This window comes from Candidatus Nomurabacteria bacterium (assembly GCA_023898625.1).
Taxonomy (GTDB): domain Bacteria; phylum Patescibacteriota; class Saccharimonadia; order Saccharimonadales; family JAGQNJ01; genus HK-STAS-PATE-36.
Genome location: CP060231.1, coordinates 322748 through 348927 on the forward strand (window position 1 = coordinate 322748; position 26180 = coordinate 348927).

General features: G+C 39.4%; 27 protein-coding genes and 2 tRNA genes. 17 read left to right on the top strand and 12 right to left on the bottom strand.

Annotation, left to right across the window (positions count from 1 at the left end; translation table 11 throughout):
* The first annotated feature begins 8 nt into the window (after positions 1-8).
* The gene (locus H6793_01690; GenBank protein ID USN95856.1) at positions 9-1553 is read left to right on the top strand and encodes a fibronectin type III domain-containing protein; all 1545 of its coding nucleotides are present in this window, start codon (positions 9-11) and stop codon (positions 1551-1553) included.
* A 157-nt stretch (positions 1554-1710) separates the two neighbouring features.
* Here the strand turns inward: H6793_01690 and H6793_01695 are convergent, their stop codons facing one another.
* Entirely contained in the window at positions 1711-2286 is a 576-nt protein-coding gene (locus tag H6793_01695) for a hypothetical protein (GenBank protein USN95857.1), read from the bottom strand.
* Between the two features lie 30 nt (positions 2287-2316).
* A complete protein-coding gene (locus H6793_01700; GenBank protein ID USN95858.1) occupies positions 2317-2985 on the bottom strand; it encodes a hypothetical protein in 669 nt (222 codons plus the stop codon).
* A 113-nt stretch (positions 2986-3098) separates the two neighbouring features.
* Between H6793_01700 and H6793_01705 the strand changes: the two genes are divergently transcribed.
* From H6793_01705 to H6793_01725, 5 genes are all read left to right on the top strand, one after another.
* Positions 3099-3191, top strand: a tRNA-Ser gene (locus H6793_01705).
* A 13-nt stretch (positions 3192-3204) separates the two neighbouring features.
* A tRNA-Ser gene (locus tag H6793_01710) sits at positions 3205-3294 on the top strand.
* A 166-nt stretch (positions 3295-3460) separates the two neighbouring features.
* Positions 3461-3667 (top strand): helix-turn-helix transcriptional regulator, encoded by a 207-nt coding sequence (locus H6793_01715; GenBank protein ID USN95859.1) that lies wholly within the window; start codon positions 3461-3463, stop codon positions 3665-3667.
* 2 nt (positions 3668-3669) lie between these two features.
* Complete coding sequence (locus H6793_01720; protein USN95860.1) at positions 3670-4488, top strand: DUF4037 domain-containing protein; 819 nt, start codon at positions 3670-3672, stop codon at positions 4486-4488.
* A 5-nt stretch (positions 4489-4493) separates the two neighbouring features.
* A complete protein-coding gene (locus H6793_01725; protein USN95861.1) occupies positions 4494-5108 on the top strand; it encodes a hypothetical protein in 615 nt (204 codons plus the stop codon).
* 272 nt (positions 5109-5380) lie between these two features.
* Here H6793_01725 and H6793_01730 read toward each other — a convergent pair whose 3' ends face one another.
* Positions 5381-5863, bottom strand: a complete 483-nt coding sequence (locus H6793_01730; GenBank protein ID USN95862.1) for a ComF family protein — start codon at positions 5861-5863, stop codon at positions 5381-5383.
* 327 nt (positions 5864-6190) lie between these two features.
* Between H6793_01730 and H6793_01735 the strand changes: the two genes are divergently transcribed.
* A complete protein-coding gene (locus H6793_01735) occupies positions 6191-6694 on the top strand; it encodes an Hsp20/alpha crystallin family protein (protein USN95863.1) in 504 nt (167 codons plus the stop codon).
* A gap of 83 nt (positions 6695-6777) precedes the next feature.
* Here the strand turns inward: H6793_01735 and H6793_01740 are convergent, their stop codons facing one another.
* The 7 genes from H6793_01740 to H6793_01770 form a co-directional block, all read right to left on the bottom strand.
* Complete coding sequence (locus H6793_01740) at positions 6778-7182, bottom strand: hypothetical protein (GenBank protein USN95864.1); 405 nt, start codon at positions 7180-7182, stop codon at positions 6778-6780.
* 77 nt (positions 7183-7259) lie between these two features.
* Positions 7260-7670, bottom strand: coding sequence for a hypothetical protein (locus H6793_01745; protein USN95865.1), 411 nt, complete (start codon positions 7668-7670; stop codon positions 7260-7262).
* The gene (locus tag H6793_01750) at positions 7670-8056 is read right to left on the bottom strand and encodes a hypothetical protein (GenBank protein ID USN95866.1); all 387 of its coding nucleotides are present in this window, start codon (positions 8054-8056) and stop codon (positions 7670-7672) included. The genes H6793_01745 and H6793_01750 overlap by 1 nt, the downstream gene beginning before the upstream one ends.
* Positions 8053-8346, bottom strand: a complete 294-nt coding sequence (locus tag H6793_01755) for a hypothetical protein (protein ID USN95867.1) — start codon at positions 8344-8346, stop codon at positions 8053-8055. Before H6793_01755 ends, H6793_01750 begins: the two co-directional genes overlap by 4 nt.
* A gap of 5 nt (positions 8347-8351) precedes the next feature.
* The gene (locus tag H6793_01760) at positions 8352-8687 is read right to left on the bottom strand and encodes a hypothetical protein (GenBank protein USN95868.1); all 336 of its coding nucleotides are present in this window, start codon (positions 8685-8687) and stop codon (positions 8352-8354) included.
* A 32-nt stretch (positions 8688-8719) separates the two neighbouring features.
* Complete coding sequence (locus H6793_01765; protein USN95869.1) at positions 8720-9418, bottom strand: hypothetical protein; 699 nt, start codon at positions 9416-9418, stop codon at positions 8720-8722.
* 6 nt (positions 9419-9424) lie between these two features.
* Positions 9425-9904, bottom strand: a complete 480-nt coding sequence (locus tag H6793_01770) for a hypothetical protein (protein USN95870.1) — start codon at positions 9902-9904, stop codon at positions 9425-9427.
* A gap of 92 nt (positions 9905-9996) precedes the next feature.
* On the opposite strand from H6793_01770, the gene H6793_01775 reads away from it, so the two are divergent.
* From H6793_01775 to H6793_01820, 10 genes are all read left to right on the top strand, one after another.
* On the top strand, positions 9997-10857 hold the full coding sequence (locus H6793_01775) for a hypothetical protein (protein ID USN95871.1): 861 nt from the start codon (positions 9997-9999) through the stop codon (positions 10855-10857).
* Between the two features lie 106 nt (positions 10858-10963).
* Positions 10964-12067, top strand: a complete 1104-nt coding sequence (locus H6793_01780) for a hypothetical protein (protein ID USN95872.1) — start codon at positions 10964-10966, stop codon at positions 12065-12067.
* Positions 12067-13788: a hypothetical protein gene (locus tag H6793_01785; protein USN95873.1), complete on the top strand. Its 1722-nt coding sequence runs from the start codon at positions 12067-12069 to the stop codon at positions 13786-13788. Before H6793_01780 ends, H6793_01785 begins: the two co-directional genes overlap by 1 nt.
* Positions 13789-13796: 8 nt before the next feature.
* Positions 13797-14753, top strand: coding sequence for a PrgI family protein (locus tag H6793_01790; protein ID USN95874.1), 957 nt, complete (start codon positions 13797-13799; stop codon positions 14751-14753).
* Positions 14754-14789: 36 nt separating this feature from the next.
* Positions 14790-15665: a hypothetical protein gene (locus H6793_01795; protein USN95875.1), complete on the top strand. Its 876-nt coding sequence runs from the start codon at positions 14790-14792 to the stop codon at positions 15663-15665.
* Positions 15665-17626, top strand: a complete 1962-nt coding sequence (locus H6793_01800) for a DUF87 domain-containing protein (protein ID USN95876.1) — start codon at positions 15665-15667, stop codon at positions 17624-17626. Before H6793_01795 ends, H6793_01800 begins: the two co-directional genes overlap by 1 nt.
* A gap of 19 nt (positions 17627-17645) precedes the next feature.
* Positions 17646-20645: a D-alanyl-D-alanine carboxypeptidase family protein gene (locus H6793_01805; GenBank protein USN95877.1), complete on the top strand. Its 3000-nt coding sequence runs from the start codon at positions 17646-17648 to the stop codon at positions 20643-20645.
* Position 20646: 1 nt separating this feature from the next.
* Complete coding sequence (locus H6793_01810) at positions 20647-22536, top strand: N-acetylmuramoyl-L-alanine amidase (protein ID USN95878.1); 1890 nt, start codon at positions 20647-20649, stop codon at positions 22534-22536.
* Positions 22533-23150 carry a PEGA domain-containing protein gene (locus H6793_01815; protein USN95879.1) on the top strand — a complete coding sequence of 206 codons (618 nt, stop codon included), beginning with the start codon at positions 22533-22535 and terminating at the stop codon, positions 23148-23150. Before H6793_01810 ends, H6793_01815 begins: the two co-directional genes overlap by 4 nt.
* Positions 23150-23797, top strand: coding sequence for a hypothetical protein (locus H6793_01820; GenBank protein ID USN95880.1), 648 nt, complete (start codon positions 23150-23152; stop codon positions 23795-23797). Before H6793_01815 ends, H6793_01820 begins: the two co-directional genes overlap by 1 nt.
* Positions 23798-23842: 45 nt before the next feature.
* On the opposite strand, the gene recF is transcribed toward H6793_01820, so the two are convergent.
* Together recF and dnaN are read right to left on the bottom strand one after the other, a co-directional pair.
* Complete coding sequence (gene recF, locus H6793_01825) at positions 23843-24895, bottom strand: DNA replication and repair protein RecF (GenBank protein ID USN95881.1); 1053 nt, start codon at positions 24893-24895, stop codon at positions 23843-23845.
* 18 nt (positions 24896-24913) lie between these two features.
* Positions 24914-26005 (bottom strand): DNA polymerase III subunit beta, encoded by a 1092-nt coding sequence (gene dnaN / locus H6793_01830; GenBank protein ID USN95882.1) that lies wholly within the window; start codon positions 26003-26005, stop codon positions 24914-24916.
* Positions 26006-26180: the final 175 nt, after the last annotated feature.

The window sequence follows — 26180 nt, forward strand, 5'->3', positions numbered from 1 at the left end:
ACAAGTTCATGAATACCCAGCCAGGTTCACACTTTAAAAAACGAACACCTTTCATTATTGTTACGTTACTGGTTGGGATTGTTGGCTGTGTTATCCTGCTACAAAGCTATGCTGCGGTCCCAAATCCTCCCTCCGTATATTTAACTCCAGAAAATACCGCCAATGGCCCTGGTAAGCAAGTAAGAATTCAAGTTAGAGAAAACAGCGGAACAGCCGCAATAAACGCAACCGAGGTTGCTATTACATACCCTGCAAACTTGATAGAGTTTAATTCGTTTGATGACACCGGAAGTTTATTTTTGACTAAACCTGACCCTGTAATTACGAGCGGAAAAGTCGTCCTAAGTCGAGGTATTAACGCTGGTACCAGCAATTTAACAGGCGACCAACTAATAACTACTTTAGTCTTTACAACAAAAACTTCGTCTGGAACCGCTAATCTTGCTATTGTTGCAAATGAAACTTCTGTACTTAACGCCACAACTTATCAAAACATTATTACAGGAAGTGGTCGAACCCAAGGCGCAAACGTAGTTGTCGATGCCACTCCGCCAACTGTATCGGTGACGGGTACATCAAATAATCAAGTTCTGTCTAGCAATTCTACTGTTCCTATAAATATCAATACTACAGATGCAACTGGCGCAACAAGACTAGATATACGTATTGATGGCAAAACTGTTTTGGCTCCAAATATAACCAGTCCAACCTACATCTTTCAATGGAATACGACTGGGTTAAGTATTGGCAACCATACTATCCAAGTTCTAGCTAGTGATTCATACGGTAATACTGGCCAATCTGCAATCACTACGGTTTCTATTGCCGACAAGACACCACCAACAGTCGCCCTAACTGTACCATCAAGTCCACTAAAAGGTGTTGTTACGTTAAGTGCAACTGCTTCTGATAGTGGCGGTTCTGGATTAAATAGAGTAGAGTTCTATGCTGGGTCAACCCTTATTGGTTCAGATAATACAAGCCCTTATCAAGTATCCTGGAATACTAATGATGGAAAGTACGCCGATGGTTCATATAGTATCACAGCAAAAGCCTATGATAACGCCAACCCCTCGAACACTTCTACTAGTACACCATCTAATGTCACGGTTCAAAATACCGACAAAACACCTCCTTCAGCCCCAACAAATCTTAATGTTAAATCGGTCACCATGAATAGTGTCAATCTGGCTTGGAATGCTAGCTCTGACAATGTTGGAGTAACGGGGTACCAAGTTAGTAGAAATGGTACGGTAATAAATACCGTAGCAGGAACATCATTTACAGACAACAACCTTACTCCAGGGACAAGCTATTCGTATTCTGTAGTTGCAATCGACGCAGGAGGCAATAAGTCCGCTCAAGTCAGCGTAAATGCAACAACTCTCGCTCAAAAGATCGGGGACTTCAATCAAGATGGCAAAGTATACCTAGATGACCTAGCAGGACTGCTAGCAAATTGGAAAAAGGCAAATCCACTATACGACCTAGATAAGAAGGGGTCTGTTGATATTGTTGACCTTGCTATATTCCTTGCAAACTATGGCAAGTAAATTTAGATTTATCCAAAATAATAGACGATATCTTTCAGGTGTTTGACTATAACTACGTGTCTTTGATATACACATAACGCAGAACACGAATCTTTACGCTTAGCCAGTATAAATATTAAATCAATACAGTGAAGGGTTTTTGAGTTTGGATTTTAAGCTAGAACCTAATTTTGTGCATTAACTTATCGATTAATGGCTGCTCACGGTTTTCTTGGGGTAAAAACTTACCCAACGAAGAGATAATTACATCTTCGTCCTTAGGGTCATAATACATACTTATCGCGGGCATGAATCGTTGCATAGGAAGGATATCTATTGATCTTATGGTTCCTTCTTCTATAACTGCAAAAGACTTCATAGTTCTGTACAAGTGTAATTTATCTCCGATTCGGATGCCTTTATCAGATATCTCATAATTCAATACCCTTGGCTTCCTTGAAGCAAATACAATAAATAGCACGCCTAAAGCTATTGTCACTATTGTAGATATTGTATCTTTTGTTACTAAGAAAATAAGTCCAGCTACTAAAATTACTCCCGCAACGGCCAGAACATACCATGATTTATTTTTTTGGTATGCAATGAATTCAGATGCTGTCCAAGATATCTGCGTATTAGGTTGAGTTTGTGAAGCTATGGGCTGAGAAAACTGAGACCCGTCCGATCCTGGCTGAGCTGAGTTATACTGCCAATTAGTTGGTGGTTGATTTGTATTCTGAACCTCGGGTGGCATAAGCATATTCTATCATGACACACAGCGATGTTAGTAGTAATTATTGAATATAAAATTCTTAAGTCGCATAAATAGCTTGTAAAAGAGAATAAATATATGTAGTGTCACTATTGTTCCAAATATCGCTATTAATAGCTTGAATATGCTACCAACCTCGCTTAATGACTGTAGTCCTAATTGAAACAATGTAGACCACGCTGGAATTAGTATGTTTAAGGCGAATAACGTATAAAACAAGAAAAGTAATATGCTAGAGCAGAAAAACAGTGTATGAGACAATGTAGTGCCCCACCAACCTTCTGTATCACCTTCATCTTTTTGTTGGGCAGGTGATTTTTTTAGTTTAGCGGTCACGACATCGTCGTAAACTTCAATTGCCATATTCTGAAACACCCAAATACCCATATATACAACGCTCCCGATTCCCAACCAGAATATAAATAGCACCACCCTACCTAGTATTGGTATGGCGAGCAAACTTGATATATATTCAAGCCGTTGCCCAAAAACCTCACCAACAGACAATGGAGTGACTGGACTACCATCGGCTAGTATAACTAGTAGTGTTCTATTACTAGCTACACCCAACACTAATAAGCTGGCGAAAAAATATGGAATTAGCTCGATAGGACTTGGTAATAAAAATTGAGTAATGAATAGTTTAATTTTTGATGTTCGCGAATAATCTTGATGTTCCATTTGTATATATTCTACTAGTTATTCAACAAATAATAAAATATCGGTGGTGAATAGCTAAAAACTTTGATTACGATACTTATAGATGATATAATTTACCTCTGTTAGTGGCGACCGGAGAGGTACCCAAGTGGCTGAAGGGGACGGTTTGCTAAATCGTTAGGGGGGAGAGATCTCCCGCGAGGGTTCGAATCCCTCTCTCTCCGCCATTAACATACACCAGGAGAGGTGTCCGAGTGGTTGAAGGAAACGGTCTTGAAAACCGTCGTGCCGGCAACGGTACCGTGGGTTCGAATCCCACCCTCTCCGCCAAATTTCGTATTTTGCTTTGCAAAATGCGCCGCCAAAAGTGGAGTTGTGTTTGCCCCGCCCACCCGTGCGCACACAACGATGTTACTCCCTAAAGAAGTTGAATAATTGCTATCCATAGACCAATCATACAACATTTGATAAAATCAATGCAAGTGGACAAACCTTTATGAAAAACGAAGTTTTGCAATTCGGCAAAAAATTAAGAGAGATGCGCTTAAAAAAGAAGTTATCACAAGGCGATATGGCAAGAACTTTAGGCGTCCACCGGTCGTATATTAGTGGCTTAGAGCGCGGAAGGCGCAATCCTTCGCTTTTAACTGTTCATAAGGTCGCTAAAGCCCTAGGGATTGCGCCTGATGAATTATTGAAATAATTATGATTGAAAATTTTTACAAATTGGATAAAAGAGGTATTGCGGATTTGGTTCGTAATTTTGTGGAGCAAGATTTTTATTCGAAATTTCCTGAACTCAAAGACAGTGTTTCCATTGTTGCAACTGGTTCTGTGGCGACACAAAATTACGATCAATACAGTGATATTGATTTAGCAATAATTTTCCAAAACGCCGAAGAAGCTGGAAAGTATCTTCCAGTGATAAAAGAATACAAAAAGCATATTCGCGAAATTAAGGAACCGATCCAAGTTCACAAGCCAACAACCTATGAGGAAATCGAGTCGGAGTTAACAACTTGGCAACAGGACAACTTACTGCGCGAATACTCTCAAGCATTAGTAATAGAAGACCCAAATGATAGATTTCTCAAAATTCAGGAAAGGTTTTTGTACTATCCAGAGGAAATTTTTCAAGAAAAAATTTCCTGGCTCTTTGCCGAAACTACTTTTCAGATTAAAGAGCGGCTTGAAATTGCAGTAGCTCGTAAAGATATATATTTTTGCGAAGTGGTCAAAATGCAAATTGTGAGACTTTTTCTGAACACACTGCTTCTTCTCAACAAAAAATGGCCCGCTTTTGATAAGCACCTCTATCAGGATGTTAGAAAAATGACGAAACAGTATGATATATCAATCGTTGAGAAACTTATTGCTGAACAGGAGATTGAAAAGTTACTCCCATTGGTAAATCAGATAAAGGCGCAGTTAGAAAAACTGCTGCTTGAAGCAAATATAATAAAACATGAGACGGAGCAGTATTGGATAGATTTACGTCCTAAATATCAAATCAAACTTGGTTAAAAACTATGCCGAAAAAAGAGATCATTCTAAAAAGTGGTAACACTATTATAAATTTTGACGAAGCGGATTTGCCCATGCTTATTCATGGAGCGGCCCACGCTGGCGCATCTCTCTTTTCGGTTACGGCCATCGTAAATTTATTCCTAGCCGAAAGAAAGGTGTTATTTTTCACCGCATATCCAATGGCTAAGGAAGAATTTAGTGAGCAGATAAAAGACACTGACAAAGAAAATAAGGTCTTTTATCTCCAGAACCATTCAGATATTAAAGAGGCGCACAAGTATGAGGTTGTTATCGTAAAAAGTGGTGATTCTGATTTATGTACGCAGACAATAAAAGCACTGTCGGATGTGGATGAAAGAATAATTTTTGTGAAGAACATTGAATCTATTTTAACGAAAGAGCTTTTTGAGGTTGTCTCAAGGTTTCAAAAAATTATTCTTTCGGGTGATTTAGACCAAGTTGAATTTAGAAATGAAATTGTAAAAATTGAATTTCTAACAAAGATTTTGTTCTCTACTTCAGAGATAGATTTGAAAGTGAAATTGCCCGAATTAGAAAAATACGTTGGCTTTATGAGTGGCAGACAATCAGGGCTGGTAACAACCCGTATTCCTTGATAAATTGTTTTGAGCGGCGCGCCAACTTCGTTGGCACGAAATTGGGCGGCGGCGGAAAGCGAGGGCGGGCAAAAATTCCTTCCCCCCAACCCCCTTCCTTTTTGCCCGCCCGAGCGTTTCGGTTTTGCGCGCGAAGCGCGCAATCATTCAGGGTTTTGCTCAAAGAAAGTTCGAACATCAATCAAAAACGACCGCCATATTAGAAATTTAGACATCATTCGCATGTATACACAGTAATAGCCGTTTAATAGTACAGGTTAGCCATTAATAAATTAAGTTGTGTAACAAAAAACTATAGCATCGACTTTTCTGACGCCATTTTCTTTCAATACCTTGGTTGCTTCTGATAGTGTTGCACCGGTTGTGACCACATCATCAACCAATATAACGTGGCTTGGCGTATCACCATCACCCGATTTATATCTGAAAGATCCCTTTATTTGCTGTTTTCTCAACGATCTATTTGACCCGACTTGGTGAATGTTGGTTGTTCTCCTTAGAATATTCTCGACCTTAAGTCCGGTTTGCTTCGACAATTCATTAGCCAATATTACAGTCTGATCAAAACCACGCTGACGAATATGAGAGGGTATTGTAGGTATCGGCACCAGGAATACCTCTTCTGAAGATGGGTAGTAGGGAAGAATGTTGGCCATCGACTTGGCAATTGGCAAACCAACATGACGTTTATAGCCAAATTTAAATGCTTTGATTAGTTGCTGATTGATGTCTTTGTACTCACCATAAACATACACCGCATTTAGTTTTGTGTTTTTGCGACACTTTATACATACTTTGTGGTCTTTTGTAATTGAGTGACACAAGAAACATCTACTAGGCAAGGGATCGTATTGTAACCTACAATTATCGCACCAAATTATTCCCTCACTATTACACTCTAGGCATACCTCTGGAGCTATAAAATCTAATATCCTGGTTAATATAGTTGTTGTCATTATTGTGTTGTAAATATATGTTACGAATTTGCCTTAAGCACTTATTGTAGTCTATACTTCTAGATAAGACAAAAATCTAAAAAGATAGTTAGTTAATAATAGTACACATAGTGGAGGGTAACAACTATGGCGCGTAAGCAACGAGATGATGATTTGTTGATGGAAGATGAGCTTACTGCCGCATTCTTGGGTGAGGATGAATTTGAAGAAACTGCGGTTATTCAAGAACAAGACACGGATCAAGATCCACAACAAAACCAAACACCATTACCTGCTCAGGATGAATGGGATGAAGAGGAAGCTGTTCCTGGACAGCTAGCAGTAGACGTTTTTGAGACTAAAGAAAAACTTGTGGTTAAGGCTAGGACGGCCGGTGTAAACAAGCACGATCTTGATGTCAGTATTGCAGACAATACACTGAGCATCCGTGGAACATTATCAGCAGGGAATGAAGATGATGTAATTAATTATTTTGTGCAAGAATGTTATTGGGGAGAGTTTTCTCGTAGCCTAGCATTACCAATTGCCGTAAAAGAAGATGAAATTGAGGCAGTCCTAAAAGATGGTGTATTGACTATTTCTTTCACTAAAGTAAAACAAGATACCGTTAAAAAGATCCAGATTCAATAAATACTACATATCAAATGTAAGTATGCCATTTTAAAAATAACCCTAAAACTAGGGTTATTTTTTTAAGAAACTGTGACCACTATCTATGTAGTTGAAACTTTATTAAGAACAAACTTGACAATTACTTGAGCAAGAGCGACGATCACTAATCCAACTATCGCATAAAGAATAGTATTTTTTGCTCCACTGACGTTTCCAGAATCGCCCCCAGAAGTGATGTACTTAAGCCCTCCGACGATTATCATAATAACCGAAACAACACCTACTATTAACGAAAATATATTGATAACGGTAGCTATTATGTCATTGACTGTACCTTCTGCGCCACTTACATCACAGCTCTGATCGGTACTCAAACAGCTTCCTTGTTCAAGGCCTTGTTGAATATTTGGTGTTTGAGCATGAATACTCACCGGAATAGCTAGAGGTACTAGCGCTAAAGAAAGGCTGATGAGCCAGGCGTTTATTTTATTAGTTAACTTTTTCATAATATTAGGTATTTTCCTTTCGTTATTGGATTAATTACACTTTACTATATTTTTATAAGCATTTTCAAGTAGTTATTCTATAATTTATTAAGAACAAATTTAACGATAGCTTGCGCCATAGCGACAACCACCAATCCAATAATTGCATATAGGATGGTGTTTTTGGCGCCACTAACGTTAGCAGAATCGCCCTGAGATGTTATATATTTAAATCCACCAATTATTATCATTATTACCGCTGTGATTCCCACTATCCAAGAAAAAATATTAATAACCGTGGCTATAGTACTGTTTATTTTTCCTTCTGTTGCACTAGAATCAGTAGTACAACTACCTCCTGTTAGGGTAACACCCTGGCAAGCCGCTTCCTTCGGATCTAAGGCTCTTACTGAAGCTGTATGCAAGGATACACCCAAAAATGTCATGACTAACATCAAAATAAAAATTGTCATTCTTATTCTCATAATCTTATCCTTTCGTTTAATCATTATAGTCTAGTTATTACAAATGACACTATTGCTTGAGCTATCACAACAACCACTAGGCCAATAATTGAGTACAGGATTGTGTCTTTTGCGGAACTAACTTTTCCGGAATCTCCATTCGACACCATATACTTGAAACCACCCACCATTATCATTATAACGCTGGCAACCCCTGCAATCATAATCATTATTTCTATAACCTTAGTAATTATTCCGTTTGGACCAAGTAGTGGGTTAGTGGTAGTGTGCGTCTGGCATGCGCTTGAACTGGAGCTACGACCACTGCAAACTCCTGAAAAAGGATCCTCAGCATAGGTTATTCTTGGATAAAAGACAATCAGCCCGATCAATAACCCTATTACAGTAATTACAAGTGTCAGCCTACTCATCCGAATACCCTCCCAATCACAAAAGATACAATTACATTTGCTAGAATAGCAACCACCAGCCCGATCAAAGCATAAAGTATGGTGTTTTTAGCTTTGGCGGTCTTTTGAGGGTCTCCAGCAGAAAGTATATAGCTTATTCCTGCAATGATAATCACGATAACCGCAACCACTCCTGCAATAGTAAATACCAACTGCAACAAGACCTCAATCTGTCCGTTTGTAGCTTCGGACTTAGGAATAACCAATTCGTTTGGGTTGGCTATACTTTCAGCAATATATTTTAAATACATGTCTATCATTTTATGCTATTTCCGATAAATGACACTACAGAAGATGCAACAATAGCTACTACTAAACCAATTAGAGCATTCAATATGGTATCTTTAGCCCCCTTAGTTCGATCTGGCTCCCCATTGCTTGTCATGTATACAAAGCCTCCGTATATAATAAAACCAACCGACACAAACCCGACAACATAAAGCAGTATATCGATCCCCGCTAGGCCAATTCCCCATAAATCGTTAATCTGGTTGGGATCGAATGTTGGTACGCATTTTCCTAAAGCATCAGTTTTACCATCAAGATATTCAAACCAATGCGGAAACCCAAAGAACGAGTTTGCTGAATCCATTGGATTACAGGCAAATATTTTAAATAGACCGATCAAAATGCACCCCCTGGTATCAGGTATTGAATAAACGCATAAAGGAAGAAATATGCTACTAAAGCAATTATAGCATTAGTAATTTTTCCTTTGGCGGCCTGCACAGCCTGTGGATTTTGACCTGCAGATGCATACTGAATCCCACCAACAATAATCATAATCGTTACTACAACACCAACGCCAATGGATAGAAAATTCATCGCCATTTTCGTGTATTTAACAAGTGGGTTATCCTTTATACATGACGGGGAGTCACAGTTCACGATCTTGTCACGATCTTTATCGGTATATACTGACGTTGTATCAAAGTTAGTATTATCATCGTTATTCTTGGCGGAGTTAGTATTGTTTTTAGATGCAACTGCGTTTTCTTGAACAACTTGAGACATAGGCTTGGCATTAATATATTCATTAATCTCACAGTTAACTTCGTTACCCTTCTTGGTGGCATCGGATCCCCAGGCATAACATTTAGTATTGCTTTCTAAGGGATTCGGCAGACCTTTCATATTAAAACCCATGTTCTTTAAGTTCTGATAATCACAACTATCTAGCTTAACGATCTGGTTTCCCTCACTAATTCGCACAAAACAACCACTCACAGCACTTACGGTTGCTTTAGTCGCCACAAAACATCCCAAAATAGCGATAATATAAACTAGTGTAGCGCCCAATCTTTTATTAAGTAGTTTGCCCATGATAAATTATGCCTCTATCCTGATAGCTTCTATTTTATCACTGTTTATTATCTCTAGGTTTACACTATTACCATCTCTTGTTTGGCAATTATAATAATGGCTCGTCTTGCTTTGTTCGCCCTGTTTCGTCTCTGTTTCTTTGCAAGTAGCAAAATCAATACTACCTCTTAAGCGCAGTAATGCACCTACGGCCATTGTCTGGTTTGATTGCAGATCATCAGACAATAGTTCCCTAGCTTTCGCCAGATTAACCTCATCCACTGTCGACATTGCTTGAAGAAACTGCACATTGGCAGATGCATTCGGATCAATGTTAGCCACTTTTTGTTGCTTGTTGTTTCCAAAGATAACTCCAAATGCTGTGATAATCAACAGAAGAATCAACATAATGCCCAAGATTTTCACCTTCGTAGAAACCCTGTTCTTTACCGGTACGCTAGGTTGCTGATTTATGAAATCAAAATTCAAATCTGTTTTTTGAGCCATCTTCGTATATTATACAAAAAATATGGTTTATTACATTACTAATAAATCACCAGTAATGATATATTGTAACTACAGATTCAAGAATAAATACCATGAAAACACCAGCATACATAATAAGAAAGAATATATTCGTCGCGGTTTTATGTTCTTTAGTGAGCGCTTCTGTACTATCAATATTATTTCAACCAGTTACCATTTATGCTGCCGATATAGAATTCGAAAAGTCGGTTGAATACAAGATTATTGAGGATTGCTCCAAAACAAACGACCCACAATGCATTTACAAACATTGGGGAGGAAACACAAATATGATACAGGCAGGAAATGAATGTCAATACAAAAAAGAACCCCAAAGATGCAGAGATAGCAAATTGCTTGCGTTAGAAATTAATGCAAAGTACCGCCCCAAACAAAACACAAATCCAGAATCTGAACAAGAAGATCAAAGCAACCCTATTGAAAATTCCTATCCAAACACCAAGTGCTTTACGGCACTTGGAGGGGTTTTGCAAGAAAAGCTTTGCCCTAAAGATGCCACATACCCAAATGGAAACCCCCCAGAGACAAATAAGTGTTATGGATCACAGGTAACTGAAGATAATAATAGGCCTTTGTATGAAGAAGTTGATTGTGATAAAAGTAAATTTTCTGTTGGTGCGTATGGTGAAGAAAAGAAAGAAGATGAAAGTAATCCTTCAGAATGCCAACAACGCATGAAACTAAGTGCTGGCTGGATTGTGTGTAGTGGGTTAGAGTTACTTTCTAGTGGCATGGATACTTTGTTTGGCTATATAGATAGTTTGTTGAATGTTAACGTAATAAAACTGAATGCTTCTGATGATCAGGGGTTATATAAGTCTTGGTCATATTTTAGGGGTATAGCTACGTTTATGTTGTTTGCTGTAGGTTTAGTTATGATTATTGGTCAGGCTGTTGGGGGAGGGAAGAATTAATATATATTGCTATTAAGGTAAGCTATAAACTATAATGAACAATGTTAACTAAACTGCTAAAGCTTTGAATAAAACTATATCTTTACTTTTTTTAATTCTTTTTTCAATGTCAATGACATTTGGGTTTATATCACCGTATGTTATAAGTAGTGTCCGTGCTCAAGAAGCCACACTAACTGATACTCTATCAAGAGAAGCGAGGCTTTATACCGTTACTAACGCATTGGTCGCATGTTTTCAGGGTCAAACGGGCGAGGGATTAAGTTCCGAAACTACCACAAATAACCTAAGTTCGGAATTACCAGTCTTTATTAATCAAAAGGTATTTGTTGGACATCATGTTAAGCCAAGTGACGGCAACGCAAATTGCAATGACGCTTCCTGGGTGTCAAGCGCCGTGAACATGGTAGGGTTTTCTAGTAATACAGCCTTTATGAATCTCTTTTATGAAAAAAATAGCGGAAACTTTTGGCAACTTAAAGTCCCGGTTGCATCTGGAGAGGTCAATGTCATTAACCAGTTTTTAAATAAATCAATCGAAGGTGGCAACACAACTGTGACATGTACGCCTAAGAATGGATGTACAGTCAGCATATCAGATGCCGCAAAATATGTACTTTATCTAGAAAACCTCAAAAAGGGTTGTGGCGCAACCGAAGTCAATAATGAAGACGATATTAATAGTATTGATGAAGACAAAAAGGCGGTCATTAAAGTTCCTAACGCTAATGCTATCCTGGAAGAAAAAGTCTATAAAATGGATAAAGGTAAGGGGAAGTTTATAGATGTTGGTCAAGGTCTTGCACAAGACGGAAACTTATCGTGCGGAACATTAATTGACAAGATAAACCAGTATGCATCTGGCTTTAATGATAGACTGGTGCAAGCTAAAAACAACAATCAAGACATCGGAGACCTTTCTTCACTAACAAGCACTGGCTCTGGTGAAAATGAAGAAAGTTGTGAAGAGCGTATGAAACTAAGTGCTGGCTGGATTGTATGTAGTGGGTTAGAGTTACTTTCTAGTGGCATGGATACTTTGTTTGGCTATATAGATAGTTTGTTGAATGTTAACGTAATAAAACTGAATGCTTCTGATGATCAGGGATTATACAAGTCTTGGTCATATTTTAGAGGTATAGCTACATTTATGTTGTTTGCTGTAGGTTTAGTTATGATTATTGGTCAGGCTGTTGGGGGAGGGAAGTAATGTTTGATGCCTATACTATCAAAAAAGTATTGCCAAGATTGGTTATAGCCGTGATCTTAATTCAATTATCTTGGCCACTAATAACCACCTTGATAAATGTTATTAATCAAGTATCTTGGGGTTTAGAAGGACTCATGTATTTGCCTTTTGGAGGTAGAGATGCGTTAGATATAGGAGTAACTCTTGAGAAGGCTGGTGGAGGTGGTACCTTTGCTGGATTATTACTAGGTGGTGGGGCATATCTTTTGGCGGGTGCGCCTGGAGCTCTGGCTTTAGCCGTTGGTATTTTAGTAGCTTTAGTTGTTGCGTTCTTTACTTTAGCTATTAGACAAATTATTATTATTGCCCTGGTATTGACAGCTCCGTTGGCACTTGTGGCATGGATATTACCCAACACAGAAGGATTCTTTAAGTTTTGGTGGAGCACGCTCAGCAAGGCTCTACTAATGTATCCAATTATTTTACTACTTGTAGCGGCAGGTAGAATTGGCGCGCACCTAGTTGTGGCGACTGATCTGCCCTCGGGCGTACAAACTATCTTGGCAATCATTATATTCTTTGCACCATTATTCTTAATATCTAAGACTTTCCAATACGCTGGTGGGGCGATTGGAGCTGTTGCCAACGTTGTTGGCTCTAAGGGTTCAAAAATTACCGGTTGGGCAGGCAAACGCTCTACGGCCAAGCAAGGACAAAAATGGGGTGCTCGTAAAGAAAAATTCCAGTCAGGTGGCTATGGGTCTGATAAAAATATGTTTACTCGTGGCTTAAGAAGGGCTGGGCAAATGTCTGGGCAGTCAGTTTGGACTGGTTATGGCATGACAGGGAAAGGTAAACAAAGGATGGCTCTTGCCTCCAGCGCATCTGCTAACGAACTTCTCAAGGATGGAAAGTTTGTTGAAGCTACCTACGATGATGATGCCAGACTTGCGCTTCAGCTTGGTAGCGAAAAAGCTGCACGAGCCACACTTCTCGCAAACGCAGAAAGAAAAGCTCGAAGCGAAGGAAGAAGTGTCCGAGCAGACGAACTAGCTAAAATTGATAAAAGTATTAATGCAGCAAAGGCTGTTGGATTCAATTCCCACACTCAGCTTGCTGCCCTAAAAGCCGAGGCATCGAACAAAGGCCGAAACTACAAAGGTTTGGCTGGGATCGATGAGCTTAATAGCAGAATTGATGCAGTGGCGGCAGCTACTGGCGTTAATGCAGAAGACTTGCGGAGCGAAGTTACATATGGCATGCGTACCCAAGGTGGGAGATTTGATCTTGGTGCACTTGACTCAAGCAAGTCAGCATCCGAACAAGCAATTGCAGGATGGAACAAAGGTTCTCTCTATCAACACGCTGGCTCACAAGCCAACTCCTTTGATACTATACATGAAGCGTTTCTCGATCGTGGTGACGATGATGCTCTTGCAGTATTTCACGAAGAATCACAGGCCATTCTACCAAACGCAACCGGAGATGTAGCTGGAAAAATCGAAGAGGTCGTGGGAGATGGCAGTAGCACACATCACCGTGTTGAAGCACACTATGAAGCAGGACCCAAAAAGGATGTACATCCAAAGATGCAAGAGACAACAACCAATCCAACAACTGGCGCTCAAGAAACTAGGGTGGTTGAAGATCCTACAAGAACAGTTACAGTACGAGAAAAAGAAGCAGAAGCCAAACAAAATGCAAGAACATACAAGTCTCAAAACCCTAATGAAATGGAGTAGGTTAATAAATGGCGCAGTATAAAGTAATTCAAGATATCGAATCAGAAGACAAGCTACTTGGTCCGTTAAGCTTGCGACAATTTATCTACGCGGCGATCACTATCGCTCTGGGTTTTGTAGCTTTTAAGTTATTTATTAGTAGTGCTTGGTTTTTAGGCATAGTTTTTGTTCCGCCAGCACTATTTTTTGGCTTGTTAGCAGCGCCACTAGGTGGGCAACAATCTTCTGAAATTTGGTTGCTAGCCAAAATACGTTTTTTTATTATGCCACGCAAACGAATTTGGGATCAATCTGGTATTCAGCAATTAGTCACCATAACAGCCCCTAAAAAGGTCGAAAAACAACTTACTAAAGGTTACAGTCAAGATGAGGTCAAGAGTCGCTTAAGAACACTGTCAGCCACCTTAGATACTAGAGGTTGGGCAGTAAAAAATGCCACCAATATGTATGCTGTTGGACAGAACCAATCTAGTGACAGACTTTTTGAGATAGACACGCAGGATATTCCGTCAATCAGCACAGAGCCAACTGCCGATATGCTAGACCCCACCACCAGCCCCAGAGCTCAAGCTATGGATCAGATGATTAACAAATCCGCCCAGGAGCACAAGCAACAAATAGAAGAAAACCTTAAAAAATATTCTCAAAAGCTGTCTAACCAAACCAGGGTTGCGCCACCATCAGAACAACAAGAGCAAGATCTTCTCAAGAAAATTCATGCTCAGCAATCACAGCCTAGTGAATTTAATAGTCGTTTAAAAACCATTAACCCGATCGGGGACCAACAAACTCAAATCACAAAAACTCAAAGTCCTGTCCATTCACCAGTGACACCAACGACCGACCCTGCTATACTAAATCTTGTCGAGAATAGCGAAGGACTTTCTGTTAGAACTATTGCACACGAGGCTGAACGCCTCAAGAAGCGCGATGATGACGATGAGGTTGTTATTTCGCTTCATTAGTTTGACGATAGTCATCGCTGGTGGGCAAAACAACACATGAATCCAGATCAGAATCAACCACAATACCCCATACAAACTCCAGCCAGTCCTGGCGCTCAAGCATACCCCCAACCAGGGATGGTATCGCCCCTCAACAATCAGCAAAATACCCCACCCAACCAACAAACCTTTGCTAACACCAAAACCAACCCTAATAGCACCCAGAATACTCTACAGTTTGCTGAAATTCGTGATGGAATAGTAATCATGAACGATGGTTCATTCCGTTCAGTTATCATGCTAAAATCTATTAACTTTGATTTAATGAGCCCCCAGGAAAGAGAAGCAGTCGAGGCTGCCTATCAAAACTTCTTGAACTCGTTATACTTTGATGTTCAAATATTTATCCGCTCTGAGCGAATCGATATTCGTCCTTATATTGAAAGATTAGACAAAATTAGGAGCGAGCACGACAACATGCTTCTAGCCATGTTAATGGAAGATTATATTGGGTTTATTACAGAAGTATCGATGCAGACTAATATTATGGACAAACGATTTTACTTAGTTATTCCATTTTATGCTAAAGCTGATGTTAAGAAAGCAATTACTCAGAGTAAAAACTTCTTTACTGGATTAACTAATCTGTTCAACAATAAAGAACAGCATGTCGTGGTGAATGAAGCAGATCTAGGAGCGGCCAAAAGCGAGTTAAGAAATCGCATTCAAGCAGTATTGGCTAGTTTGCAACAATGTGGTGTGCAGGGTGTTCCCTTAGATACTCAAGAATTAATCGAACTGTATTACGATACTTACAACCCTGACACTGCAACACGTCAACAGTTAAAGAATTTTGATGATTTAGCCGTACCAGTCGTAACTAAGGGCGAGGGTCACGCCCCTCAACCTAATTTAGATAAGGAGCTTAGATAATGGCCTTCGGCAAAAAACAACAACCACTTGACCCGGTAGCTATTGCCCAACAACAAGCAATGCGCGAACAACAAGAGGTTAACACAGCTTTTCAAAAAGGTGTGACTGCTCTTCGTGATTTTATTGCCCCGAGTTCATTGGAGTTTAATTCTTCGTATTTCCAAATCGGAACAAGGCATGCTAGAACATTTTATGTTTTCGGTTACCCTAGACAGCTTTATACCGGATGGCTGAGTAGCTTGATAAACATTGATGAGATTATTGATATGTCTATGTTCATCTACCCGGTTGAAAGCCAGGTGGTGTTAGAGAACCTTCGCAAAAAGGTTAGCCAATTAGAGGCTGGCTTACAAATTGATGCCGAGAAGGGAAGGGTTCGTGACCCAGGCAAGCAGGCAGCCATTGTGGATGCTGAAGAAATGCGAGACAAACTTCAAGTTGGTGAAGAACGGTTCTTTAGGTTTGGCTTTTACTTTACGATTTACGCTAGTAGCCTTGATGAATTAGAATTCGTAACGCATAAAATTGAATCACTTCTTGGCCAACAGTTAGTTTATTCTAAGCCCGCGACTTCACAACAAGAACAGGGCTTGAGTAGTACAGTTCCACAATTCACCGATCAGCTTCAAATTAAACGAAACATGAGCACTGGAGCATTGAGCACTACCTTTCCGTTCACTAGTGCCGACCTTACCCAAGAAAACGGCATTATGTATGGCATAAACATGCATAACTCTGGCTTGGTGATTTTTGATCGATTTAGCCTAGAAAACAGTAACGCGGTAGTTTTTGCAAAATCCGGTGCCGGGAAATCCTTCACTGTTAAACTTGAAGCTTTGCGAAGTATGATGTTTGGAACAGAAGTTGTGATTATAGATCCGGAAAACGAATATCAACGCATGGCCGAAGCTGTTGGTGGTGCATATGTACGTCTTAGCCTAAACTCCTCAACGCGCATTAATCCTTTTGATTTACCAAGAGTAGTCGACACCGAAGAAGCTGACAATGCACTGCGTAGCAACTTAATCACACTACATGGTTTATTACGATTAATGATGGGTGGCGCTCAAGCTCAAATGCAATCTGGGGGTGGCATGGTTGCCCCCGCTCTTAGCCCTGTAGAAGAAGCCGATCTGGACGCCGCCTTGATTGAAACTTATGCCAAAGCCGGAATCACCAATGACCCCCTAACACACAACTCACCACCACCAACAATAAACGACCTCTATGATACGCTTCTACATATGGGTGGAACGGGGCCTCAGCTTGCTCAAAGATTAAGGAAGTACACTAGTGGTACATTCGCTGGTATTTTCTCTCAGCAATCAAATATTGACATCAATAATCAGTTAGCTGTGTTTAATATCCGCGATCTTGAAGATGAGCTACGACCAGTAGCAATGTATATAGTACTGAATTTCATATGGAACAGAACAAAAGCAGACAAAAAGAAACGTATTTTAATCGTAGACGAGGCGTGGCAACTAATGAAGTATGAAGACTCTGCTAATTTTATGTTTAGCCTAGCAAAACGAGCTCGTAAGTATAATCTAGGCATCACAACTATAACTCAGGATGTGGAAGATTTCATGGGAAGTCGAATGGGGCGAGCGATTGTTGCTAACTCATCACTACAAATACTACTCAAGCAATCGCCTTCTGCGGTTGATGTTTTAGCCGATGTTTTTAAGTTAACAAGTGAGGAACGAAAACGACTCAGTCAGTTCCCGGTTGGTCAAGGATTATTTTTTGCCGGACAAAATCATGTTCATATTCAAATTATGGCTAGCCCAACCGAGACTCAGCTAATCACCACCAACCCAAAACAAGTTCAACAAATTCAGGAACAAGTGGCTTACCAACAGGGGGGGGTAGCACCAGTACAAGGTGAGGTTTCGTTCAACAACCCAGAACCTATACTAAACAACAGCCAGGACTACGGCCCACCACCAATGCAATAGTTAACTTGTGGAGATACTTGTGCAAACACTGAAAGAAAAGCAAGAACAAGACGATAAATACAACCCGGCGGAAGGACGTTACGGTGATCATGACGATCTTGGGGTTCATCCAGAGCGTCGCGAAGCAGAGGTTGATGACCTAGAAAAACTATATAATGCTGAATCTCGTGAAGATAGTGAGAGAAACACAAGTCCAGGGTCGAAATCTGTAAACCAAGAAAAGTCTGCCTTATCAAAAGATGAACCAGAGAATGAAGAAGGATCAAAAGCCACTCAGGAGAAGCCAAGGAAAGTCAGAATCACAAAAAAACAAGCCGCTGCTGGGGGTGGTGCTGCTGGATTATTGATAGGCGGTGGGGTTGGGTTTTTTGTCTTTATGTCAGGACCTTTACAGTTTATTCAATTCTCCCAACTATTAAGTCAGTTCCATTTTAGTAACAGTGAGCGTTTTGGTAACTCCCGAACAGCGAAAATATTCAGATACGCTACGGGTCGAAAGAAAGGTAATCAAAACTATAATATGTCCAGGCTTGGTAATAAAGTGGCTATCCACTATGAGAAAAAATTATCAAAAGCAGGCATTGAAATCGAATACAACGAAAAAGCAGGGCGTGTTAATAAAATAAACATTGACCCCGAAACCCCAGAAGGAAAACGACTAATAGCAAATATTGAGGCAGACTCTGGGGTAAACCTTCCTAAAGACCCGAAATCAGGAGGTAAAGTTCACCTTGACCTAGCAACCGATTCCTCAGAAGTATCAAGCGCAAAGTTACGTCGTCAAGCAGTGAATGGTGCTGTAGATGCAATGGAAATGAATGGAGTAAGTAGTGCGTTGGCTAAAAGAATGTTAAAAGTTAGGTCGGGTGTAAACTTTCATCCATTAAAAAATTTAGCTCGGTCTGTTGACGAAAGAACAAACTTAAAATTCAAGGAATGGAAAGAAAAAATACAAGACGAGAAAGCACAAAAAATTCAAGAGGGATCTAAACCTCCAGATGACATAAAAACATCATCTGGCAAAGAAGACCCAGAAAATCCTCCATCAGAACAAGAAAAAGTGCAGGCAGGGGAGTTAGATAATGAGATTAAAGAAGCTCAGGCAATAGCTCGTGATACTTCTGTTGATGTCAAAACCAGAGCTAGTTCTATAAAGGCCAAGTTAGGTTGGGGTATAGGTGCAACAGCAGTACTAGGTATATTTTGTGGATTAGATGCAATAGGAGATCAAGTCAGTGCCCTGCAAGAAGAAAATATTATCCAGCCCCTAATAAGAACCGGTATGGATATTAATATAACTGGTGAACAAATAAAATCTGGGCAAGACACAAACATGGAGGAAATCGGGGCAATGTCAGACAAACTCTACGACAAAAAAACAAATACGTCCTGGATGTCAGCCGAAAGTATTCAAACAGAGTTGGGACACCCTGGGGTTGGAACAAAAATGGATGACGCTACAAAGCCTGGAAAGGAGAGACCCGCATTTTTTGAGGTAATAAACAATATAACTGGAGTACCCGGTATTTCTCAAGCTTGCAGTGCAATGTCGTCTGTAGTTGGCGGTTTTCTGGTTACGGCGGGAGGTTTAGCTGTTAGTTTTACGGGAATTGGTGGTCTGGCCCTTCAGGTTGGATCGGAGGTCGTTCAACAGGTGGCCTCTAATGCTTTTATGGATGACCTTGTGAGGGCGTTAGCAGGTCCCGCAATATCAATCGCGAAAGCAACCGGTGGAACATTGGGTAATTATGCTAATTTTGGAGCATTTTTAGCCAACAATAATACTATGGCCGGTATGGGTGGACGATCATTGACACCATCGGAAAGTATTGCACTAGCCAATGAGACGAGAAACGAAATTCTACAACAAAACAAACAAAAAACTTTATATGCAAGGATATTTGATGTAAAGGATGCTAATTCTTTGATTTCTAAAGGCGTGATCCAAAATACGTCACTTTATGATTCACAAACCGCCATTGCTTCTATAGTACAAAGTCCACTCCACTTTATAAGAAACATTAGCTCCAGTATAATTCGACTCAACCCGAAGGTTAGTGCACAAACTTCTGTTTATGACTATGGTGTCGAGGAGATTGGTTTTAGTATTAGTGAACGCGAGAGCTCTATGGTTGATGACCCTTATGCGAATGCTGACATTGTTGAGCCTCATCTAGCTGAACTAAACGAAAAATATGGTAAGGTTTGTTTTGGTACAACGATTGAACCTTCAACAGGTAAAATAACTTACGAAAAAGCACCATCGTATTCTGATCGGGAAAAAAATAAGAATATTTGTGGCTCGAGTAACAAGGACGAAATGTTCTTAAGGTATCGGATGTTTGTGGCAGACAATATTACCATTAACAGTATTGCTTGTTATGAAAGTATCGATGAGACTTCGTGTCAAAATATAGCACTAGAAAACAAAACCAGCACTAGCACCAACACAACACCGGTTGCATCTTCAAACTCTACATGCGCAGAGGGTTCTCGTAGTATAGGGCAAGTAGACGGTTATACTAATGGAACCAAACAAGTTATTACACTGTGCGCTATTGACGAACTACCTATTCAAGCAATTGATGGTGATAGTGCCGAAAGTATACCTAGATCAAAATATTACATCAACGGTGCAGAAAATAAAGCGATTGTTAGCTCGTCGATATCTTCACAAATTGTCGCAATGGTTAGAAAGGCTAGGTCCGAAGGTGTAAATCTTGTTGCGATAAGTAGTTTTAGAACCAATGAACACCAAACCGAAGCTTGTAAACCACAGGGTGGTAAGTGTGGTAATAGTGGCTATAATATGCCAGGTATGTCAGTACACCAATCTGGGGAAGCAATTGACTTTCTTGATTCAAACAGGAATAGCACTGCAAATTGTAGAAACAATATGATGGGTGAACGTTGTGTAGGCACAGACCCGACATGGAACTGGCTATCAAAGAATGCAGAAAGTTTTGGCTTAAAACAATTACCTAAGGAGTCGTGGCATTGGTCTACGTCAGGCAATTAGTATGAAAAAGTATGTATATTTTATTGTGATATGCCTCATAAGCTCTATTCTTGTATTTCAAAACACCGCATTCGCAATTTCAGCCGAACAAAAGAAACTAATAGATGGTGGAATAATGTATTACGATTATGAACAATGTGACCCATCGTCTTCTTCTGTTAGTTTATCAGGAGGAAGTTTGGATCGATTCTTGCAAGTTTTGGCTTATCAAGAAAGCCGAGGAAATCCTACTATAGGAGCTGGCGGATCTTCTGCGTCCGGCAAGTATCAATACGTCAGTGGTACTTGGAAGGCTCGTGCATCATTGTATGGCCCAGCTGGTCAATACACAAGCGCAGGACAAGCACCAGAGGAGGTTCAAGATGCTGTTGCTTATATTGAATACACTCAGGTTTTCAATAGCCTGGGTGGAGACTTTGCAAAATTAGCCATTAACCACTATCTACCTGCTGCGTTGACCGACCCCACAAGGATGGATGTCGTACCTAATCCCGAAGCGGGCAATAAATACACTCCTAGACAATACGGAAATATGATGTTAGAAAATATGCAAAAGGGTGTAGGGTCTGACATACCTCTAAAATATAAACAGGCACCCGAATTTGATATTTGGCTACAGAAGGTTGGTGGTACATCCACACCTCTAGCTTCATCTTCATCTTCAGCATCTAGCAAAATTATCGCCCTAGATCCAGGACATGGTGCAGTTGTCAACAATTATATTGACCCCGTAACTAAACTTGGGGACAGAGAAACAGCAAACTCTCCTGAACGTGAAGACATGCAAGATGTAGCTAACCAAGTAAAGACTCAGCTTGAGGGTCTAGGCTATAAGGTAGTAATGCTAAAAAATTTGGCTACCGATGCTGTTTCTAAGCGCCAGAGGATAGATCTCGCTAAAGCAAATAAGGTTGATTTGGGAATTAGCCTTCATTCTGACTCTGGTTCAGGTAGTTTCGAGGGTTGGGCAGAGGTTTGGCCTCAATTTGTAGGAGGATATAGACAATCTTCTAGTGATCAAAATATTAAAGTTACCTTCACGAACCAAGAAGTTGCAGATACTAGCAATTCGATAAGTGATGTTTTTGCTACAGAACGTGATAAAGCCGAAAGAGGTGGGTCTGGAGTAACCAAAAAAGTGGTTGGCCAAGCAAGTTCATTTTCAAAAGATCGCGGACTACCATCATTTGGAGACTTGTCGTTAATGCAGTTGTGGGCAGATGATATTCCGTGGGTTTATAACGAGGTTGGAGCGCCCGCATCTGGACTAACTAGTGATCAAAAATCTAAATATGCCTCGGGCATTATAAATAGTGTGCGTGCATCAATGCCACCTAGCGGTCAAGATACTACATCAGAATGTGGTTCTGGATCCGGATCATCTATGCCACAAGGTAATGGTGACGCAATAGCAACAGCATTAACGTACGCTTGGCCCGACTATCGTGGCAGAGGGTTTGTTACACCCAAATCGGAGTATGCGGAAGCCATATCTAGGGCAAAAGCATCAAGATCATATATTGGAGGTATTAGATATCCGGGTATTGATTGTGGTGGATTTGTAACACGTGTAATGTTGGATAGTGGCTATGAACCAGGATACAATAATGCGGGGAAAGGGGGAGCTACAGCAACGCAATTGCAATGGGCAAGAGAAAACTGGCAACTAGTTGGTAGGGGTAATACTCTTTCGACAATAGACTTATTACCGGGAGATGTTGCTTTCAGAGTAACCTCGAGTGGGGCTAATGATGGCCATACGTTTATGTATGTTGGTACTCAGGCAGGTTTCGGTGATGATATAGCGTCGGCGTCATTGGACACTCGAGCACCTATGGCAGGTCGCGAGAACCCACTCTCGAATGACATAGAATGGTATAGAAAAAAATGAAAAAGTATTATTTGTTGTTTTTATTAATATTTACGTGTGTTGGTTTATCTATTGTTTACGCCCTGATTGTATTAGATAGAAATGATGGGTTAAAGCTAGTTATTAATACACTTCCCGAGGATGCTAACATCACTATCAACGATAAGCCAGGAAAACGTGGATCAAACCCCCTTCCACCAGGTAGATACACAATTAGGGTTTCTAAAGATGGATTCTCGTCAAACACAGAAATCATAGAACTTAAGACGGAGCAAAAGAAACTTAATATTTCGCTAACACCAACCTCTGCTGAAGCAAAGGAATGGGCTAAAAAAAATAATGAAAAGTATATGGAGTTTGAGAAAATTTCTGGCTATGAACTGCAAAAAGAGGGTGAAGAACTAGCTAACAATAATCCTATAGTTAAGTTTCTTCCTTTTAGGATGCCAGACTATGATATAGAATATCGAATGTCAGAAGATGATAAAGTGATCGTCGATGTATACGCAGGAAACTCCGAGTTTCGAAACATAGCCATAAATACAATAAAGAGTTGGGGTATTGATCCTGGAGATTATCAAATTAATTTTATCAACTACAATAATCCTCTGTCTGAAGGGTTAGGGGGTGAATAATGAAACGTTTGATTGTATTAATCTTTGTTGGTTTTATCTTGGTTTTATCTTGGTTTTATCTTGATAAATACTTGTCAAAGCGGGATCTGATTATTAATTTTCCTAACAACTCAAGGGGTTTGTCTATTAATATATATCGAGCTTTGTCTGGAGAAGATAACCTAGAAGTAAATAAGTCTTCACTTGTAGCTAGTAATATTTCACAAAATACCACACTTAAACTCCCTCAAGGAACATATCGTATAGTCAGCAACCAGAATAATGATTACAACAAAATAGATCAAAAAATATATCTTGGGGATAAACCCTATACTTTGGATATTAACGGCGTCTATACTTATACAAAGCTCAAAAGCTTACTAGATAGTGAGAAACAAAGTATATTGAGCTCGTTACGTCAAGAACTACCGACTGTTGATAAATATTTTACTATCTCGGAAGGAAAGCTTTTCGAACAAGGAAACTGGTATGGAACAACCTTAGTCTCTAAAAGTACTGACATTTATAATAATGACACCTTGCGAGTAATTTTAAAAAAACAAGATTCACGATGGGTTGTAGTAACTAACCCCCCTCAAATTCTTGTCTCAAAAGTTAGTAGCCCTGATACCCCTAGCTATATTATTAGAGATATAAACAACATGTAGTTATTAGGATGTTGTGCTACTTCTGCTTCAAGATTACTTGATTGGTTAAACAGTGATTATAGTACTATTCTTTGTAAAGTTGTGTGAAATAATATCGGCGTCAGTGGTGGTTATAAAGGCTTGGTTATTTGATATAAACTCAATCAGGCTTTTACGCCGTAATCCATCAAGCTCCCCAAAAACATCATCTAATAACAGTAGTGGTGGTGTGTTATGTATATCTTCAAGTATTTGTGTTTCTATAATCTTTAGTGTTAGTAGGATACTTCTTGTTTCTCCTCGAGACGCCACTCCGCGCATATCATGATCATTTATACTAATCAATAGATCATCTCGGTGCGGCCCAAACCCCGTAAACCCCCGTTGTTTATCTAATTCGATATTTTCCTGTAGTATTTTTAGTAGTTTTGTTGAGTAATCACTTTCTTGGTTTATCTTGCTTTCGTATTTTAGTTGAAGCTGATGATTACTGCCAGCAATTCTACTATATATATCACTAGTATAAGTATTTAAATATTTGATTATTTCCTTTCGTTTATTAACGATTTCGCTCGCTAACTCACAAAGTCTTATATCCCAGGCAAAAATTTGCTTTCTAATATTTTCTGGAGACTGTTTAAGCAAACTGTTTCGTTGTCTAAGTGTTTGTGTATATTTGTTTCGAATCGAAGAAAACTGCTTATCTGTTTTTGTTAGTATTTCATCAATAAATAGCCGACGCTGTTCTGGCGAGGTTGTTATTTGATATAGGTGATTTGGTTCAAATAACACCACCGGTATTTTTCTATCTACAGCAAGTCTCTTAAACCGCTTACCGTCAATATCGAATATAATGTTTTCATCACGTTTAAGACGAGCGGTTCGTTGTGAATTATCATCTGTTAATAGATCTACTCGCGCCCATTCTTGTGAGTTATTAACTATGTGTTCTTTGGAGTTCTTTGTTGGTGTCCCAGTAGACAATAGATATAAAGCGTCAATAAGATTGGTTTTACCACTAGCATTAGGTCCAACAATAATGTTTACACTTGGGTTAAATTCAAAGGAGCTATCTAGATAAGATCGATAGTTTTGTAATCTAACCGATGTAAGCACCATACTTTATATTATACTTTTCTAGCTTTTAAGTGGCATGATTACATGAACATAGTTACTTATTATTTCGTTCTTAATAATTATTGCTTCTAGCTTTTCATTAAAACAAAAACTAACATCTTCTCCTTCTATTGCTTGTAGTCCATCAAGTAGGTATCTTGAATTTAGTGTAATATCTCCTTCACCAATAACTTCCCCTTGGGTCTTAGACTCATTTTCTCCTACTTGTGACGCTATAGATTTAACAGATAGTGATTGACTATTTTCAGATATCAAAACATTAATACTGCCAGCGTTTTCTCTAGAAAAAAGCCCTGATATTTTTGTTATTGTTAATAACTCTTTTTTACTAACAACAGCCTTTTTGGAGAAATTTTCTGGTATGAGCTTTTTGTAATCCGGATAGTTTCCTTCTATTAGCCTAGCGATGAGCTCAATATTATCCACTTTAAAACACACTTGCTGTTCATCATACGAAACTTTTATATCACCAGATTGATCGTTGATAATACGGAGTAGATCACCCATCGCAGACACAGGTATCAATAATTTAACTTCTTTATCTATATCACCAATAGTCTTTTCTGCTAAACGATAACTATCGGTTGCTACAATAATTAACTTGCCATTATAGCTATAGAGGTAGACTGCAGTTAACACGGGCCGTGATTCGTCACTGGAAGCGGAGAATATTACCTGTTGTAAAGCCTGTTTCATTTCTTGAGCTGATATCGTAAAACTTTCTTCGCTTTGTAGAGCCGGCATTATTGGATAGTCATCAATAGCAGTACCATTTATTATAGATTTGTAGTTTTCCGCAGATAAATGTAGTCTGTTTTCGTTTTGTTTCAGGGAAATAGTGGTTTTTGGTAAGTTACTTACAAAGTCTTGAAAAAGCCGAGCAGGGACAGTTAGAGAGCCTTCTGTTTTGATTTTCGTACCAATCTGTTGAGATATCGCTATATCAAGGTTTGTAGCCGAAATTCGAAGCTGGTTGTTGGTTGTCTGTATTAGTACGTTATTTAGTATCGGTAGGGTAGTTCGACCAGTCGCTACTCGAGCAACATTATTAAGTGCCTTGTTTAAGTTTTCTTGTGTAACTTGAAGATCCATATGTTATTAACCTTTCTTATTAATATATTAGTAGTTTTAGTAGTAAGCTATGTGAAAAGTGTGCAAAAAACGTATTCAACAGAGTATTTTTATATGAATCATAAGTGGAAGGGTTGTGTAAAAATGCGTAGTTTCTTTTGGAAAAACTACCAGAATTAAACACACCTAAAACATT